The organism is Oceanisphaera pacifica (assembly GCF_017498065.1).
GTDB lineage: Bacteria > Pseudomonadota > Gammaproteobacteria > Enterobacterales > Aeromonadaceae > Oceanimonas > Oceanimonas pacifica.
In genome coordinates this window covers 101,712-118,644 of sequence record NZ_JAGDFX010000005.1, presented here as the reverse complement: position 1 = coordinate 118,644, position 16,933 = coordinate 101,712, and the positions used below count along the sequence as shown (strand labels likewise).

Below are 16,933 nucleotides of genomic sequence, written 5' to 3'. Positions count from 1 at the left end.
GGCAAGCTGTAAATGACAAAGGGGCGCTTAGGCGCCCCTTTTTGTGCTTAACGATTGTTCTATGCTATGACGGTGTCTGATGGTAAAGATAGTCGCTGCCTCGATCAGTAAAGAAGTAGGGCGATTGTACGTAGATGACTGTCACGTAACAGACCGACTCTTGTTTTTACCAACCTTGACGCATAACGATGTTGTGCATAAAATAAGTAAAAAGTGATTAGGCACTATGGCAATTGAATTTAAAGACACATGGCTAGAAGCCTTTTACGAAGACGATCAGAGTTACAAAAAGATACCCAGCACCATCGAAAGTGCGCTCTTTAGGAAGCTACAGATCCTGGATGCAGCCACACAGGAATCCGACTTGAGGGTTCCGCCAGGTAATCGGTTTGAGCATTTGCAGGGTAACTTGTCCGGATGGTGCTCCATCCGCGTCACCAAGCAATATCGACTGATTTTTCGTTGGCAAGAAGGCGTCGCCCAGGATACGTACTTAGACCCACATGCGTACAAGGGCTAGTTAAGCGTGTGTTGGAGCATGTTTGGAGGTATGAAATTATGAGAAATACAAAACGTCGGCCAGTAACCGTTGGTCAAATGCTGGTGATGGAATTTCTGGAACCCATGAACATCGAAATCAGCGAGCTGGCAGACGCCATGGGCGTGCACAGAAATACCTTGAGTCGCATTGTGCACGACAAAGGCACACTTACTGCACCTATGGCTATCAAGCTTGCTGCAGCATTGGGCAATACCCCAGAGTTTTGGCTCAACATTCAGCATGCCGTAGAAATCTGGGACGTAAGGCACAGGGCCTATGAACAAGAAGCCAAGAATGTGCGCCGAGTAAAGCCGCACCTAGAAGATGGAAGCACTGCCGCTGGTTAAGACCTAATAGTTGACCTTCACATGCTGATAGATAAAAGGCAACATCGTGCTCCACGACTCTCTACTGTTTCTTTTGTGTTCATATTGTAACGCCTTACTTTTAGCCCTACCTAGTTCCCTCTGTGATGCTTACTTTCTATTTTTTGGGCCAGAGGCTGCACAACACCGGACACGGCCCGAGGATAAAAGCCATTGCCGACAAAATGGAGGTATTTCAAAACAGGCTGGCCGCTTCAAGCACGATTGGTTTTACGTCGTTTACTGTCTGCTTTGGCTTTGGCCTTTTCTAGCTTGGCTTCTGTTGGTGCGTGGTATAAATCGACACAATAATGATTCACGTAAAAATCAGATCCAGTGCCGCCATTAAGCTTATGATCAGTATCAAATCTCAAGCCGTCTTCACGCTTGTTATTGATTGCAATGCCTTTAGCTTCCAAGCCTTGATGCCATTCTTCCATTGCATAAGATGCACCACTAGCAATCTGAGAGTAGAAAATCATACCGCCCTTGCAGTTATTTATACCACCAACGGCATAACTACCGAGCAATTGCTTATCTAAGCCACCGTAGACATAGTCAAAGCCTTTCCAAAGCTTGGCTTCCATAATCCACTTGTACAGACTTCCATCGGAACCTTTGGTTTCGATGTAAATATCGCAGTGACCACCGTGTTGTGCATCGTGATGAACAGATGAGTAATCACGCTTTAACTGAACAATGATATGTTCTGTAATCGCATCCTCACCCTTTTCTAAGTGATGCTGTCTACCCGACTCTGTTACACTGATGATGTTGTTAAGATCTTTGTCGATTTGCTTTACAAACACATCATAAGACGCTGGTGTTCTGCGATTAAGCACATCCGCCAACTCTGCTGAAATGGACAGCAAATCTTTCATGCTGTTACCAGCAGGAACTAGCGCATTCATAAGGTCAGACATTAATACTGCCTCATCGAAGCTTGAACTCGCACCTCTTCATCCTGCCTAGAGAGGTTAATGAAGTATGGGAAAATTCGGGCATTAAGGTCATCAATGGCAATGTCATTACCATCATCATCAATAAAGTGCTGTACTGATACGGCTTGCATGTATGTCGAATGGTCTAATTCTTCTAGAACATCTTCAATCTGTTCGTCGTAAAGCTTATAACGTACTTCAAGAGCTTGGAATGGGTGACCTACTAACGTAAATGCACTCTGTATTAGCACATTGTCCTCTTGAGCTGAACGCTTCAATGCAGCTCGTAAGCCACCAATGGTTAAATTGCGTTGCTGTGGATGATGCTTTAGGTACGAAACTATTTGTTCGCATACAGCATAGACTGGTGAGTCTGTTGACCTCACCAGTTCCTCTAACAATTCTTTCACTTGAGCTGCATTATTCATATTCTTTAGCCGAGTTATTACGGATTCGGGACGTGGGATAATACTTTATCAATCGCAAAGCTCAAGTCTTCGAGTCTTTTTGATTTGTTGATCGAAAAATCTGTCAATGGTTGAGCAGTGTCTAGCATTTTAGGCTGCCCCATTAGTCCAATTTCGATGTCAACGGTACGAGTAGTATCGTCGACCTTAAACTCCCATTTCTTAGCTACAGCAAACTTCGCGTGGACGTGACCGCCACCCTCACCTGCTTGGTGGTAGTGGTCTTCCTTAAGGCACTTTTGCTTGCTCTTAAGTGGGATACGTACAGGGTTACCGTCTGTGGTCACATGACCAAGCTTTGTGACATAGCCATCAGCTGCGTTGTATAGTGGCTCGATAGCACCAAACACGTTAGTTGCGTTACCCGAGTCAACACCTTTTGTCATTAAAAACTGTCTCAAAGCAAATAGCTGATCTTGAGTGGCAGTTAAAGACAATACGTTTCGATCTACAGATAAGATTAGCTGAGAAAGATCGGAACACCAGTAAACCACATGAAATAGCTGCGTACGGATCTTGCGCTTCATCGTGTATGTGATGTCATCATTCTGGCATTGCTGACCTGTTTGCGAAAGGTGAGCTGCCGGAACTGGTTCTTCGACTTCTTTATCAACGACAGTACACACAACTAGTCGATTGTATAGGTCAGTTCCCATAGTCACAGTATCTGCCAACACTGGGTAGACCGTTCCTGTTCTTAGGGCTGTTAGCCTAGATTTATTCTCGATAGGAAATGGAAATGCGTCATTAATCAAAGCTTCTGTTGTGAGTTGAACTGTTGTAAACAGTGAGTCTAAAGCTGCTTTAGTAGCATCAACATTGATGTTGAATACTTCAACTTGTCTAGTGTCCAACTGTAAGGCCAATAACCCTAGCTCATTAATTTTGTTTTTTAAGTCTTGATTACCGGCAATACCAGTCAACACATCATTCTTGAAGTCATCTTTTGACCGAGATTTCGTCGCCATCACCTGCTTTATCTGACTTTTGGTAAAGTGAAAGTTGAATCTCTCTAGCAGAGTGTCAAGTTGATGTCCGTATGATGTTGGCATATAAGTCCTTCTGGTTACTACCGATAATAACAGTCGAAGCTATCACGTTTAGCCAAAGCTAACTAGACACCCATGTTAGTTGGTTAGCTTTTGGCTTAGCACCTACACTTGAAAGGTGTGTTTTTGTAGAGTGAGGAGGCTCTGATGCCTAGACCACGTTCTGCACAAGTGAGCTTGGAAGATACGCCCTTTTATCATTGTGTCAGTCGCACGGTGAGGAGGGCTTTTTTGTGTGGTATTGATCACTACTTTCTCCTCATCAATATGGGTCAATCCTTTGAGCATCGCCGAGGTTGGGTAGAGCAACGCTTGCTGCGGCTATCTCGGGTGTTTGCCATTGATATCGCCGCTTATGCCGTCATGTCCAATCACTTGCATGTAGTGTTGAGAATTGATGCGGAGACGGCACAAGCCTGGTCAAGTAATGAGGTGGTTCATCAATGGCATCAGTTGTTTAAAGGCACCTTGCTGACCCAAAAGTTCGCTAAAGGTGAGCCTATTGCAGGTTATGAGCTCGATAGTCTTAACGACACCATTGCCGAGTATCGCCGTCGGTTGCTAGATATCAGCTGGTTTATGCGAGCCTTGAACGAGCCTATCGCCCGCCAAGCCAACAAGGAAGATAACTGCACCGGGCCATTACTTTATGAAATAGCGGGAAGGGCGCTTTAAGTCCCAAGCATTACTGGACGAAGCGGCCGTGCTGGCGTGCATGACCTACGTCGACTTGAATCCTGTTCGCGCCAAAATGGCGACTACCCCAGAGCAATCACACTTCACCAGTATTCAGCGTCGTATAAAAGCCGCGATGCGTGGCAAGCAACCCGAGAGGCTGTTACCTTTTGTGGGTAATGAGCATCAAGCAATGCCCAAAGGATTAACGTTTGACGTAACAGACTACCTGGCACTGGTGGATGATACCGGTCGGAGCCTGCGTAGTGACAAGCGCGGTGCTATTGCATCGGGTACTGCCAACATACTGAACCGGCTTAATATTCCGCTTGAAAGCTGGCTTAAAATCACCCATGAGTTTAAGACCCTTTTTACAGGCCCAGTCGGCACACTCGAAGACTTAACCCGATATTGTGCGCATTTAGGTAAGAAGCGTATTGCGCATGCTAGCAGCTGCCGACATTGGCATAACTGACGACTTGTTGAGAGTTAAGCCGCGGCTTAAATCGCAAGCATACTTTGTTACGCTCCTGCTGGCGTGCACGAATGCTGCCAGAATGAGGCTCATTTCTCGTGTGCGGCATCAAAACCAGTACCAAGCCCTCATTTGTTTAGTTATTCCTCGTTATTCACCTTGCTGATGATGATCGTCAACTCAGGTTGTTGGTTCTTCAGGGCGCTTGTCGGTCGAACTTTTTACATGGGTGTCTTGTTAGTTTTTTAGTTTTGTTAGTTTGGGCAGTTACACAATTTGGTTTGCAGGCTCCCTCAGGCTCAAGGTGGGTTGGCCCAGAAGAAGCGCAGGCATTTCTTATCTGGCTCGACTCCACAGGCCAGATAAAATGACGGCTCTTGACTTGTGGGTCATTCATTATGGACGAAGCAGTACTTTACCCTTGCGCGATGACTGCAGGCTTGCGGTTAGCGCACTCTTTACATCATTCATCGGGTAAATCGCATCCACTGGCAACTTCAGTTTCCCGGTTTCTGCCAAGCCGATCAGTTTCGCCATCATTGACTTCCTCTTTTCCACGGCCATGGACTGATTGATCTTCTTCTGCCAAAAGCCTTTGACCGTAATCTGCTTGAAAGCAATGTCAGCAGCAGGAATATGCATCGGCTCCCCTGACATGGACCCAAAGGAAACCAGCAGGCCATTTTCTCCTAATAATCCAGTCAGCGCTTCAGTTGCAGCACCTCCTACAGAATCAAGGGCATAACTGATAGAGGCGCCACCGGTCAGCTCATGAACACGTTGTTGCCAGTCTTGATTGCCGGTCGAAACGACATGCTCAATGCCTTGCGCTGTCAACTCTTTTTCATTGTCACTATTACGAACGAGACTGATGGTGTTCACACCCTGCTCCCTTGCAAGGATCGATACTGTTTTGCCAATCGCTCCACCTGCCGCATTTTGAATGATCCATTGCCCTGCTTCCGCATTCAGAAACTCAAGTAATAACAGCGCACTAAATGGCATAGAAGCAAGCTGCGCACCAAGCTCATCACTGACGGTGTTGGGAACGACCGTTAATAATTCTGCTGGGGCCAAGAAATATTCGGCCCATACCCCCATAATGGGTGACCCCACAACACGCTGGCCCGGTGAGAGTTCTTTGACCCCATCACCGACCGCATCGATGATCCCCAAGGCCTCGCTACCACCAATGGCTGGCAAAGTAGGCTTGTGGCCATAGGTTCCACGGAGTGTCCATAGGTCGTGGTTATGAATAGGGGATAGAATCGTCTTGACTCTGACCTGATTAAAGCCGGGTGCTGGCAGAGCTGTTTCTTCTTCATTAATGACCTCGGAAGGCTCACCAAATTGATGATAAATCGATGCTCGCATAAAGCCCGCTCCTCATAGTGGTATTGTTCAGTTAATCTTTTGTGATGCGCTTTATTAAATCGCTGTCTGGTTCTGTAAAAAGAGAGGTGAGTATTTCAAAGTGGTTTGCACCACCCACCTCTGTCACAGTCATACGGTAATCGTGTTCTTGTAATTTACCAGCATAGTTGAGAGTTTGCTCTTTGAGCTCTGGTTGCTCATCACCCCCATAGTAAATATAAATAGGTAGTGAGCTCTTGTTTGCTGGGTGAATGTTGTTGATTGGGCTTAGCTTGACAATTTCATTGTCACTCAGTTGTAAGGCGGCACCTATCTTCTTTGTCGCAGCAATAGGCGATAGATTAAACAGGCCACTGATAGGCAATACGGCTGAGTTGACAACCGGGTGATCTTTCCAGAGGGCGGCAAGATGACCACCTGCAGAGTGTCCAGACAAATAAGTTGGCAGTCCAGACATATTATTATCTTGCATATACGCCTGTAGGGTATCAAGAGCCCGGCCAACCTGATTAACCAAGGCTGTCATGCTCACTCGTGGAATAGTTTTCCCATCGACCACATTTTCTTTTGTGAGGTCGTACTCAATTAACATAACATCAATATTCTTTGCTAGCAGCTGCTCTGCGATAAAAGCATAAGACTCTTTAACTTCACCTTGCCAATAACCACCATGAATAAAAATAAATACACCACGGGTGTCTTTGTGGTTGAATGTTGGATTATGGAAATGATCAAAGGTTTCTCTAGGGCCAAGACCATAAGGAACATTTTTTTTATAAAGGTATTTATCGTAAACACCCTTGCTTTTGTCTTGAAATACACTCAGTTGCTGCTTGGCTTTGTCTAAGCCAATGTAATTCAAGGTGTCGTAATCCTCAACATCTGGTTTATTACCGATATGCGAACTATGCATTCTTGTTTTTTCTTGAGTGACGGGTTCACTCGCTTGTATCGACGCAGCAAAGACGAGGCTCAACGCAACAATCAGACTCACAGGTTGAAGGCTCACAGGTGCTCCAGTAGCTTGTTTGTAATAGGTTTTAAAGATAACAGAAGCTGTTGATGAATAAACGCAGTATTATTGCATCCAGCTAATGCAAAAATGCATCATGACAGGCAGCTAAGATGAATTGGGACGACGCCAAAATTTTTCTGGCCCTCTATCGCGAAGGCACCCTGAGGGGCGCAGCCCGCAGAGTGGGGGTTGATCAGGCCACGATCGGTAGACGTATCGCCGCTATGGAGCACGCGTTATCAGCCACGTTATTCCTACGTACCTCAAAAGGTTATCGTCTGACCCAGGTCGGTGAGGTGGTGCTCGCCAGCGCCCAGCAGATGGAGTTGGCAGCGACTGATTTCGTTCGCGCCGCACAAGGTGTCGATAACCGATTGGTAGGAGAAGTGAATGTGGCAACAACAGACACCCTGGGCACGGATTTCCTGCTACCAGCCTTAGCGGCTTTGCATCGCGACCATCCTGATATAAGAGTGATCCTCAAGACTTCCACGCAGGTGGTTAACCTGCCCCTTCGTGAGGCCGACATAGCCATTCGCACGGTGAGGCCGTCCAACCTCGACTTGATCATCCGCAAGCTGGCCTCTTGGCCGATCGGTCTCTATGCTTCCCAGGACTATCTGGCTTGGCATGGTCTGCCGAAGATGGGTAGCGGCTTTAATGGTCACTCCTTGGTCGTTTACGAGCCCCATTGGCAGAGCTCCCGCGTCGCCACTCTACTGGATGAGCCTGCTGATGGCGCTAAGATAGTTGCAGGGGTAGATACCAGCCTGATGTTACGCCAAGCGCTTTTGATGGGGCTGGGGCTTGGCGAGATGGTTGTACCGCTGGCAGAGCGAGCGGGATTGGTGCGGATCTGGCCAGAGCGGCAACGCCCCAACCCCCCAACCCCTACGAAATATGGCTGGTCACCCATCAGGATGTGCAGCAAGCTGCACGAGTCAGGGCAGTTATTCATGCCATCGAAACGGTATTCGAGGCGGTGTTGTAAACCTTGGCTGAAATGGGTATCGAGGGTTGCATGATATCCATCGATTGGCATTTGCCTTTGAACGAGGCCGCTTAGCAGACTGTCACTTTATACTCTGGCGGCATAGAGCGTTTCCAGGTTCTTCACCACGGTTCCCGGGATCTGCTTTTCCGTTACCAGGCACCAAGAGATGCCTTTCTGTTTCCAGTACCGGCGCTCAAGCTCCAGCTTCTCGATGGTTCTTGAATCTTTTAGATCGGATGAGCTTTTAACCTGAATGGCTATTCGCTGTGCCCCGGAGGAGGCCGAGAAATCAACAACGAAATCGGTGGACATGACTTGTGTATATCCACCGATTTCCGGGTGCCGTATGTTGGCTTCTTCAGCTAGGCGGAGCGTGTCTTCTACGTGAAGGGGAAATTGCTCCCAGATGTCACTGACCGTTGAGTTCCATTCAAGCAAAAAGAAAGTCGCCAGGTCCAGGTCAGAGAGAAAGTGATGGGTACGTTGCGTCAGGTGGCCCATTACTCGGTGTGAACGGCCTTGGGAGGGTAAATCTCTGACAGTGAGCCAGGGGCGGTAGTCCTTACCATTTCCCTTGCCCTTCTTTGACCCACTTCTTGGCACGGTTGTCGAGCTTATAGTCGGTCATTCCCTAGATTCCTGAGAAGAATGCCCCGACTTTGCCACAACGTTCGGTAGTTACCAACTTTATTATGATCCCACAACTACTGCCCGGGCCCATTCTCACACCAGTAGGCAAGTGAGGCCGGAAAGCGTGACGTTCTTCGTCATGGCCTACAGCTTGGCCAATGCGGTTTGTGCATTCTTCTTCGGCGTGTTGTCGGATCGGTCGGGAACAATGAAGATTCTCATCCCGGCGTCAATTATCTTCGCTGAGGCCAAAGCCGGGTGGCGAACCTACCGTGCGCCGCTTGACCCCGGATGAGCTAGCTGGGCTACGGCGAGAGATGGCGGAAGCGTCAGCTTGGGCGCGTACTGAATTGAAACGGCGGAGAGCCGCTGTACAATCACAGGCAAATATTTCTGAAAATGGTATTTATAATGGTATTGTTAGCTAGTCTGTTTTTATGTGTTTGATTTTAAATGAAAATTATCTTCTATCTACAATAGAGTGGAATCAGCAAGCCTGAATAAGGCAAGCTGTAAATGACAAAGGGGCGCTTAGGCGCCCCTTTTTGTTTTCAAGAAAAGATCTTTTGCCACGACTTTTTGTATGTGAGTCACGGAAGAACACGGAAAAGTTAATAGCTAGTATCTAGACAGGCATAGCTGGGTGCAAAGAGTCAGTAGGACTGCCTCCATGCGACGCTCGGTAAATGCCGTCCATAGGCATTTCATGGCAAGCTCTATGAATCGTTTAGCCATAAACGGCTAATTCTCAATTATTAGCCAAAAGTGGCTAAATTGATATCTAGATGCAAGAAGGAGCTTAATGGGGAAGATGTTTCCTGGCGTTTTGTTATCACGTTGACGTTGATTTGGCTTGTCTGTTGAATCGGCTATTGGCTTTGGTCTTGGTTTAAAACTTATTATTTTATCCTTGTCTTTACTAAGTACATCCATCGTTATTGGATAACGGTTGCGAAAATTTACTGGATGTTGGTGCTATTTTCCCTTTACTCGGCTGCTACAGGTGCGCTGAATATAAGCATGACTTTTTCAGCTTGATACAAAGCGGTTAAAAAGTGGTGAAAAAGGAGAGATATCGCACAAAGCATTACTTTGTTGGTGGGTAACAGCATATTTAGATTGAATCGTTGCTGGTTTGTTAATAACCTGTAGGTCAATCAGGCCATCCGGGAGAGAGCGTTGACTTATCTTGGTTAAGATAATCGCGCCGCCGAAGGAGCAACGACCCCGTAAACTCTCAGGCAAAAGGACCGGTGGCTGTAGGCATATCCGAAGAGTAGTCTGTGCACTTTAGACTCGCCGAAGGAGCAAGCCGCTTTACACAGGTGTAAAGTTGGTGAATCTCTCAGGCACCCAGACGGATGGGGAGGTCAGGCAAATACAGTTGCGCTGTTTATTACATGCAACCGCCTGCAAAAATAAGAGTGCTTTGCTATGTCTAAAATGCAAACAATTGCTGTATTAGGTGCTGGAATTACCGGTATTACCACTGCTGCTAAATTAGCCGAGCAGGGATTTGATGTAACTGTAATTGATCGCCAACGTTATGCGGCCATGGAAACCAGCTTTGCGAACGGCGGCCAGTTGTCTGCCTCTAACGCGGAAGTATGGAATACGTGGGGAACGGTATTAAAAGGCATTAAGTGGATGCTGCAAGCCGATGCGCCGCTGCTGGTTAACCCTAAACCGAGCTGGCACAAGATAAGCTGGATGCTCGAGTTTATGAGCAATATTCCTCATTACGAACGTAATACCATTGAAACGACTCGCTTGGCCATTGCTGCTCGTCAACATTTGATTGACTTAGGGCAGAAATGGGGCGTGAAGTTTGATTATTCTGAATGCGGTATTATGCATGTTTATTCAGATCAGAAAGAGCTTGAGCATGCGCGCAATGTCACTCAGTTATTAGCAAAAGGGGGCCTAGAGCGCTCTGAGCTAACAGCGGAGGATATTAAGCTAAAAGAGCCGACCTTACAGGGTAACTACATTGGCGGCTTTTGGACGCCCAGTGATAGTACGGGTGATATTCATAGCTTTACCTTTGGCCTAGCTGAAGCTGTTCGCAAAGCCGGCGTTCAGTTTATGATGGAAACTGAATTGTCTGATGTCAGCATTGAAGGCAAGGGCGTGCGGGTAACAGACGATAAAGGTCAGTCTCACTACTTTGATGGCGTGGTGGTGTGTGCGGGTGTAGGCAGCCGTGCGTTGGCGAAAAAGCTAGGGGACAGAGTGAATATCTACCCCGTCAAAGGCTACTCGATTACGGTGAATTTGCGTGATGAATTAAGCCGCAACAGTGCGCCGCAGGTATCTTTGTTAGATGAAGAAGTGAAGATTGTTACCAGTCGCTTGGGGCCAGATCGTTTCCGTATTGCAGGGACTGCCGAGTATAACGGCGATAACCGTAATATTCGTCAAGACCGTATCGACCCACTGATCAAATGGTGTAATCGACACTTCCCTGATGTGTCTACCGAGAGCGTAGTGCCGTGGGCTGGCTTAAGACCTATGATGCCAGACATGATGCCTAAAGTAGGGCGCGGGCGTCATCCGCAGGTGTTTTATAACACAGGCCATGGTCACTTAGGCTGGACCTTAAGTGGTATTACCGCTGATACGGTTGCCGGTGTGGTGGCAGCAGAGCGTGATAAACAGCGCTAATTGACACAACGACCGCTTTTAAAAAATGCCAGTCAGTTAACTGACTGGCATTTTTTTGGCTTGATGTTTACCCCTTATAGGTTCTGATAGCGGTTCATATCTAATAGCCCTGCTTCTATGGGGGTGGTTTCTTTCATGTAGCTGTGCATATCGTGAAAGTAAAACCAAAAGTCGGGATGCGTCCGCCTAATACCATATTGGTCGGCGATTGCATGTAGCCCTTCAGGATCCCTTAAGCTGGTGAGGGCACTAATAAAGTTAGCAAGCTCGGTTTGTTTGACGTTAAAGATAAAGTTGGGATAACTACTGATCACGCCGGGTAAAATGCTCAGGGTGTCGTTTTCTGGGCGTAGGCGTAAACCTTCCCCCATCATAAAGGCGACGTTACTGTGGTCGCGGTTATGCAATAGGCTAAATACTTGCCTCTCGCCACTGTGCTCGTCTTCAATGCGCAACAACGTTACTTCGGGCAGCCATTTAATAACGGGTAATAAACGAGCACTAAAGCCGGTTAAACGCCTGAGTTGGTCATTAATACGCGCTTGTTGACTCTCTAATTTATCGCTGTTGTCTGGGTTACAGTCAATTTGCTGACACCGGTTAATAAGATCGGTGGGGCCTGCCACGGCTGCGAGCTTGTGCAATACCTGTTGGCTAAAGTCAGCTAAGGGTCGCTTGGCATCGGTGTAAATACGACTTGGGGTGGTTTCATCAACATCGGCATAGCTGGTAAACAATTTAATACGCCCGCTGTTATCGTACCACTGATGTAATAAGGGATTACGTTGCGCTGGTGGTAAAAAGCGCAACAAGTTAGCTTCGGCTCCGTTGCGGATCAGGTCAAAGTAGAGCCGCGTTTGTGCTTGATGAGACACACTGCCATACACATCAAAGTTGGCCACCAGTGAGTAATAAGAACGTTCTAGCAATGGATAATCCATCACCCACATGGTTTTAGGGGTATCGCCTTGCCAGCCTTTTACTACACTGGCGCTGTCGTGGTGACGAAACACTGTGAGTAAGGCTTGGTCGTTATACTGGTCACCATTCCATAGGTGGCTAAGGCTTGGGCCTTGGGGATAGTGATCAGCATAAGCGAGCTTTCGTTGCTGTAAATAATTATTACGGTCGGCTTTATAAGAAGCCCAGTCCGCGCCTAGGCTAAGCAGGTTGGTATCTAGGCCGGGTACGCCCAACCAAGGTCTAACTTGAGTCTGGTGGCTGGCATCGGTAATAAAAATATCATGCTCGGGGGCTTGAAACGCCACCCAAAACTGATCGCGGATCACATCGGTGGCTATTTGGCCACGACACACAGGGCCACGAATAAAAGAGCGTACAAAGTATTCCGCATTATCGAGTAAAAATTGATAGCGCGCTTTTACAGGAATGGCGTTGTAAGTAAAAAAGGGATTGGCAGCATAATCTTTGTTATAGCGCGGCATTTTTTTAATATGCCAGTCGGTGCTAAAAAACAACGTATTAAGACGCTGCATTTTCTGATCACTAAGAGGATAAGTGATATGAGTTTTGTGGATACGACTTTCTAACTGTGGCCGCAGACGGTAATAAACAGGCCCATTAGGGTTATCGGTAGGGCGAGTGGTGGCGATAATATCAATGGGCTCGCCGGGGGGCGTATAAGAGCGGACGAGCTCAAAGAAAATATCCTGTTCGCTTTCATCTTGATCGCTAAAATATAGCTGTGCTAAAAACCAGTGCTCGTATAAATAGCGCGCCACCAGCTGGTAACGATGACTCCTTCGATTTAGCCAGTCTTCCCATTTTTTAACCATGGCGGTTTGTGCCAGAGATAAGGTGACAACCTGCTCGGGGACGTCGGCACCCTGTGCCATCCAACGACTCACAGTTAAATATTCTTGATCGGTTAAGCCTGTCACCGCAAACGGCATACCCATTTGTGGGTGTTTACGCGTAAACTGGTCAAACTCATTGGGGTTGCTGCATTGGTTGGTACGATTAATTGACAAATCTAGCGCTTCGGGCAGGCGTTGATTATTGCCCCAATTTGACTGTTTCCCTAGTGCTAGGCTGCGTAGCATCACCGCCGCTTGGCCATCTTTACTGTCGAGTACACTAAAAAAATTACGTTTACGCCACGCTTGTTCGCCTTGGGCATCAACATATAGTCGAGAGGGGGAGGCATTTTTAGCGCGCGCGCCATTGTAAACCACATCTTTGCTGGCGCCACGCAGTACGCCTTCGTTACTGGAAAGTTTAAGCTGACAGGGGGCATCGTAGCAGGCATGGCAGGCAATACACTTTTTTTCAAAAATAGGCTTAATATCTTGTTGATAATCAACAAGTTGGTTGTTTGAATTAGCCGCTGCAATATCGCTGTGTTGTGCCGCTTTGGCGGTGGCAAAAGAAAATGTGGCGCTGAGAGCGAGTACTAGCAGTAGCCAATATCGTTTGGTCATTGTTAAGCCTTATTCTATGTTCTAGGGTGTTACTATGTATTTATATTAAGCGAAAGGGAAGGGTATCATGATGAAGGTCTTAGTTTTTTTTCTACTCATTATTTCAGCATCGGTAGCTGCTAATACAGTTAGCACACAGCCTTCGTTAGAGCTAAACGTAAACTCTGGGCTAGAGCGAGTATGCTTTTATGCTAATCAACGCTACTCCAAAGGTGCGGTTATTGAGGTTGGAACACAGCTGTTTGTGTGTGAGCGGGAAAAGTCGTATGAGCAAAACGGTCGGTTAGGCTGGCTCCCTTTTCCTGCTGCTTCTGCAGATAGTACTAAGCGTAATTAAGTGCGCTGCTAATTTTTAAGTGTTAAATATATAGCAGCTTAATTAGTTGTATTTTATATGCCAAATAAATTTTATATTATAAAAATTATTAATCCGTTATAAGACTTATGTTGGGTTATTCTTCATTAACTCATTTAACGACTCTTAATTAACTGTTCCCCTGTTATTTGAACAATATAATAGTCAGTGTGATTTTAAATTTTCTAAGCAATACCTTCTATTGCTCAGTCACCAAAAATTGCTTGAGTGTTCAGCGATACGGTGTGATTATACATAAAATTCAATGAGCAAAATGCCTAGGAGATTATATGTTAAAACTAAAACAGCGATACATGAAAACGCTTTTGTTAGCTTTATCGATGGCTTTTGGTTTAACCGCCTGTTCTACTCCTTCAGCTACATTATCAACCGGTGCCCAGCTCGCTTACACGGATAGCTGGTGGTATGACGATTACTGGTATTATCAATATCACATGTACCCCAATTGCTGTGATAGTGATGGTGATTTTAAAGATGCCGTTAATAGTTGGTGGAATACGTTAGACGCAGATAAGCAAGCTGAGATTAAAGATAAAGTTGATAACTGGCGGGGTGATGGACCAGACTTGTCTGCACTCAAGACAGATTTTAATAAAAAATGGCAAGCCTTACCCGCAGATAAAAAACAAGAGGTAACGCAAAAACGTCAGCAAATTCAAGATAAAATGAGTGGGAATAGCCTTTCTGTTGAACAGAAACAAGCAGTAAGACAACAATGGCAAAGCAAGCAGCGGCCAACACTGCAAAGAGCCCCTCAGCGGCGAATGAGTATGCCAAGCGCACGCCCTCAAATTAGAAGCCATATTCCACGTGCAAGATTGGGTGGCGGTAGAAGACATTAATTTTTCAGGTGTCATTAAACGTGAATTTAATTGGTAATAAAAGGAGGCTGTTATGGACTTATTACGCATTATTATTGCAATTTTACTCCCACCGTTAGGGGTGTTTTTGCAAGTAGGACTCGGCAAGCACTTTTGGATAAATATTATACTGACCTTGCTAGGTTACATTCCGGGCATTGTGCATGCGGTATGGGTGATTGCTAAAAAGTGAATGATAATGCGTTGCTTCGCAACGCAGCAGTTAAGCGACGCATAGAGCGTTTAGCTTGGTTGTTGGATGCTGGGATTAGATTACCTGGCGGCTTTCGAATTGGTTTAGATGGCATTATCGGACTAATTCCCGGCATAGGTGATCTGGTTGGCGCTGTTTTGTCATCTTATATCGTTGTTGAAGCTGCGCGATTAAAAGTGCCGCTTAGAATACGCGCACGTATGGTGCTTAACATACTCATTGAGCTGGTGGTGGGAGTGCTCCCCATAGCTGGTGATCTATTTGATTTTGCGTTTAAAGCGAACTTGCGTAATGTAGGTTTACTAAATGCGTATTTAAGTAAAGGCGAGTAGAAGCTATCGGCGTGAAGTGAAAAGCCGGAAGAAAGACCCAATATATTGCTCTAATATTTAGGTGTCATCCCTTCCGACTATCTTTAAGCGTGTTGTTTGATTTGCACCATATCAATATCTAATTCCACTTCGCCTTTGGGGTGGCAGCAACAAGGCAGTACTTCGCCTGCGCTAACAAATGCGAGTGGGGGAGTGATGTAGCTGACCTCACCGGAAATAAGCGTGGTGCGACAAGAGCCACAGTAGCCACCACGACATTGGTATTCTACATGGTGACCGGTGCGCTCAAGACCATCAAGCAGGGTTTCCCCTGCTCTTAGTTCAAAGTGGGTGGCTTGGGTGCACACTTTGCTCACAGTTCAAAGTCACCTAGGTCGTCTTGATCCATTTGCGAGTCAATTTGCCCAATCAGGTAGGAGCTAATTTCCACCTCTTGTGGCGCAACTTGTACATTATCTGACGATAACCAAGCGTTAATCCAAGGGATCGGATTTTGTTTCGCGCTGTCAAACGCTGGCTCTAAGCCCACCGCTTGCATGCGCAAGTTAGTAATGTATTCCACATATTGGCATAAAATATCTTTGTTTAAACCAATCATAGAGCCATCTTTAAACAGATATTCAGCCCACTCTTTTTCTTGAATGGCAGCATCGCGAAAGATGTCAAAGCATTGCTGTTCACACTCTTTAGCAATTTGTGCCATTTCAGGGTCGTCTTCACCGGCGCGCAAAATATTAATCATGTGCTGGGTGCCGGTTAAGTGTAGGGCTTCGTCACGGGCAATCAGCTTAATAATTTTGGCGTTACCTTCCATCAGCTCACGCTCGGCAAAGGCAAACGAACAGGCAAAGCTGACATAAAAGCGAATGGCTTCTAACACGTTGACACTCATTAAGCATAAGTAAAGCTTTTTCTTTAGCTCGTAGCGGCTAATGTTGAGCGGCTTGCCTTTATGCTCAAGTGAGCCTTCACCATGTAAATGATACAGGCTGGTGTAGCGGATCAGCTCATCATAGTAGTGAGCAATATCGCCGGCACGTTTAAGAATTTCTTCATTGGCCACAATGTCATCAAACACCACGCCGGGATCATGCACTATATTACGAATAATATGGGTATAAGAGCGTGAGTGAATGGTTTCAGAAAAGGCCCAGGTTTCTACCCAAGTTTCTAACTCAGGAATAGACACTAACGGCAGTAACGCCACGTTAGGGCTGCGACCTTGAATGGAATCCAGCAAGGTTTGATATTTTAAGTTGCTGATAAAAATATGCTTTTCATGATCAGGCAGCGCTTGATAATCAATGCGGTCTTGAGACACGTCCACTTCTTCTGGACGCCAGAAAAAGGACAGCTGCTTTTCAATCAGCTTTTCAAATACATCGTATTTTTGTTGATCATAACGCGCCACGTTAACGTGATTACCGAGAAACATCGGCTCTTTCGTATGATCGTTTTGTAATTGACTAAAAGTAGTATAAGACATAATACAATCTCACTTAACATGGCGAGGGAATCCC

The 16,933-nt window shown here is 46.2% G+C and carries 19 protein-coding genes and 1 riboswitch; of the genes, 10 read left to right on the top strand and 9 right to left on the bottom strand.

The genetic code is table 11. From position 1 onward, the window contains the following. Window positions 1-226: 226 nt before the first annotated feature. Complete coding sequence (locus J3U76_RS05670) at window positions 227-520, top strand: type II toxin-antitoxin system RelE/ParE family toxin (RefSeq protein ID WP_208004948.1); 294 nt, start codon at window positions 227-229, stop codon at window positions 518-520. Window positions 521-558: 38 nt separating this feature from the next. Continuing rightward, window positions 559-888, top strand: a complete 330-nt coding sequence (locus tag J3U76_RS05665) for a HigA family addiction module antitoxin (RefSeq protein ID WP_208004947.1) — start codon at window positions 559-561, stop codon at window positions 886-888. 233 nt (window positions 889-1,121) lie between these two features. On the opposite strand, the gene J3U76_RS05660 is transcribed toward J3U76_RS05665, so the two are convergent. The 3 genes from J3U76_RS05660 to J3U76_RS05650 are packed head-to-tail and all read right to left on the bottom strand — an operon-like array spanning window position 1,122 to window position 3,366. Beyond that, complete coding sequence (locus J3U76_RS05660; RefSeq protein ID WP_208004946.1) at window positions 1,122-1,829, bottom strand: hypothetical protein; 708 nt, start codon at window positions 1,827-1,829, stop codon at window positions 1,122-1,124. Beyond that, window positions 1,829-2,275 carry a hypothetical protein gene (locus tag J3U76_RS05655; RefSeq protein WP_208004945.1) on the bottom strand — a complete coding sequence of 149 codons (447 nt, stop codon included), beginning with the start codon at window positions 2,273-2,275 and terminating at the stop codon, window positions 1,829-1,831. The genes J3U76_RS05660 and J3U76_RS05655 overlap by 1 nt, the downstream gene beginning before the upstream one ends. Window positions 2,276-2,292: 17 nt before the next feature. Further along, on the bottom strand, window positions 2,293-3,366 hold the full coding sequence (locus J3U76_RS05650; RefSeq protein WP_208004944.1) for a hypothetical protein: 1,074 nt from the start codon (window positions 3,364-3,366) through the stop codon (window positions 2,293-2,295). 144 nt (window positions 3,367-3,510) lie between these two features. Between J3U76_RS05650 and J3U76_RS05645 the strand changes: the two genes are divergently transcribed. After that, window positions 3,511-4,038, top strand: a complete 528-nt coding sequence (locus tag J3U76_RS05645) for a transposase (protein WP_208004943.1) — start codon at window positions 3,511-3,513, stop codon at window positions 4,036-4,038. A gap of 40 nt (window positions 4,039-4,078) precedes the next feature. Next, window positions 4,079-4,513: a hypothetical protein gene (locus J3U76_RS05640; protein ID WP_208004942.1), complete on the top strand. Its 435-nt coding sequence runs from the start codon at window positions 4,079-4,081 to the stop codon at window positions 4,511-4,513. A 396-nt stretch (window positions 4,514-4,909) separates the two neighbouring features. On the opposite strand, the gene J3U76_RS05635 is transcribed toward J3U76_RS05640, so the two are convergent. Together J3U76_RS05635 and J3U76_RS05630 are read right to left on the bottom strand one after the other, a co-directional pair. Then, window positions 4,910-5,887 carry a zinc-binding dehydrogenase gene (locus J3U76_RS05635; RefSeq protein ID WP_208004941.1) on the bottom strand — a complete coding sequence of 326 codons (978 nt, stop codon included), beginning with the start codon at window positions 5,885-5,887 and terminating at the stop codon, window positions 4,910-4,912. Between the two features lie 31 nt (window positions 5,888-5,918). Continuing rightward, the gene (locus J3U76_RS05630; RefSeq protein ID WP_208004940.1) at window positions 5,919-6,896 is read right to left on the bottom strand and encodes an alpha/beta hydrolase; all 978 of its coding nucleotides are present in this window, start codon (window positions 6,894-6,896) and stop codon (window positions 5,919-5,921) included. Window positions 6,897-7,012: 116 nt separating this feature from the next. Here J3U76_RS05630 and J3U76_RS05625 point away from each other — a divergent pair, with 116 nt between their 5' ends. Then, window positions 7,013-7,927: a LysR family transcriptional regulator gene (locus J3U76_RS05625; RefSeq protein ID WP_243454092.1), complete on the top strand. Its 915-nt coding sequence runs from the start codon at window positions 7,013-7,015 to the stop codon at window positions 7,925-7,927. A 53-nt stretch (window positions 7,928-7,980) separates the two neighbouring features. On the opposite strand, the gene J3U76_RS05620 is transcribed toward J3U76_RS05625, so the two are convergent. Continuing rightward, entirely contained in the window at window positions 7,981-8,397 is a 417-nt protein-coding gene (locus J3U76_RS05620) for a TnsA endonuclease N-terminal domain-containing protein (protein ID WP_208004939.1), read from the bottom strand. 1,286 nt (window positions 8,398-9,683) lie between these two features. Then, a riboswitch (glycine riboswitch) is annotated at window positions 9,684-9,789 on the top strand. Window positions 9,790-9,960: 171 nt separating this feature from the next. Between J3U76_RS05620 and J3U76_RS05615 the strand changes: the two genes are divergently transcribed. Then, window positions 9,961-11,190 (top strand): D-amino acid dehydrogenase, encoded by a 1,230-nt coding sequence (locus J3U76_RS05615; RefSeq protein WP_243454091.1) that lies wholly within the window; start codon window positions 9,961-9,963, stop codon window positions 11,188-11,190. Between the two features lie 74 nt (window positions 11,191-11,264). Here J3U76_RS05615 and J3U76_RS05610 read toward each other — a convergent pair whose 3' ends face one another. Then, window positions 11,265-13,631 (bottom strand): fatty acid cis/trans isomerase, encoded by a 2,367-nt coding sequence (locus tag J3U76_RS05610; RefSeq protein WP_208004938.1) that lies wholly within the window; start codon window positions 13,629-13,631, stop codon window positions 11,265-11,267. A 67-nt stretch (window positions 13,632-13,698) separates the two neighbouring features. On the opposite strand from J3U76_RS05610, the gene J3U76_RS05605 reads away from it, so the two are divergent. From J3U76_RS05605 to J3U76_RS05590, 4 genes are all read left to right on the top strand, one after another. Continuing rightward, entirely contained in the window at window positions 13,699-13,968 is a 270-nt protein-coding gene (locus J3U76_RS05605) for a DUF1496 domain-containing protein (RefSeq protein WP_243454090.1), read from the top strand. Window positions 13,969-14,276: 308 nt separating this feature from the next. Next, complete coding sequence (locus J3U76_RS05600) at window positions 14,277-14,849, top strand: hypothetical protein (protein ID WP_208004937.1); 573 nt, start codon at window positions 14,277-14,279, stop codon at window positions 14,847-14,849. A 52-nt stretch (window positions 14,850-14,901) separates the two neighbouring features. Next, window positions 14,902-15,060 carry a YqaE/Pmp3 family membrane protein gene (locus J3U76_RS05595; RefSeq protein ID WP_208004936.1) on the top strand — a complete coding sequence of 53 codons (159 nt, stop codon included), beginning with the start codon at window positions 14,902-14,904 and terminating at the stop codon, window positions 15,058-15,060. Then, window positions 15,057-15,413 (top strand): DUF4112 domain-containing protein, encoded by a 357-nt coding sequence (locus tag J3U76_RS05590; RefSeq protein ID WP_341534308.1) that lies wholly within the window; start codon window positions 15,057-15,059, stop codon window positions 15,411-15,413. Before J3U76_RS05595 ends, J3U76_RS05590 begins: the two co-directional genes overlap by 4 nt. An 83-nt stretch (window positions 15,414-15,496) precedes the next feature. Here the strand turns inward: J3U76_RS05590 and yfaE are convergent, their stop codons facing one another. Both yfaE and nrdB read right to left on the bottom strand, forming a co-directional pair. Then, window positions 15,497-15,769: a class I ribonucleotide reductase maintenance protein YfaE gene (gene yfaE / locus J3U76_RS05585; protein ID WP_208004935.1), complete on the bottom strand. Its 273-nt coding sequence runs from the start codon at window positions 15,767-15,769 to the stop codon at window positions 15,497-15,499. Beyond that, complete coding sequence (gene nrdB, locus J3U76_RS05580; protein WP_208004932.1) at window positions 15,766-16,899, bottom strand: class Ia ribonucleoside-diphosphate reductase subunit beta; 1,134 nt, start codon at window positions 16,897-16,899, stop codon at window positions 15,766-15,768. The genes yfaE and nrdB overlap by 4 nt, the downstream gene beginning before the upstream one ends. Between the last annotated feature and the right edge of the window lie 34 nt (window positions 16,900-16,933).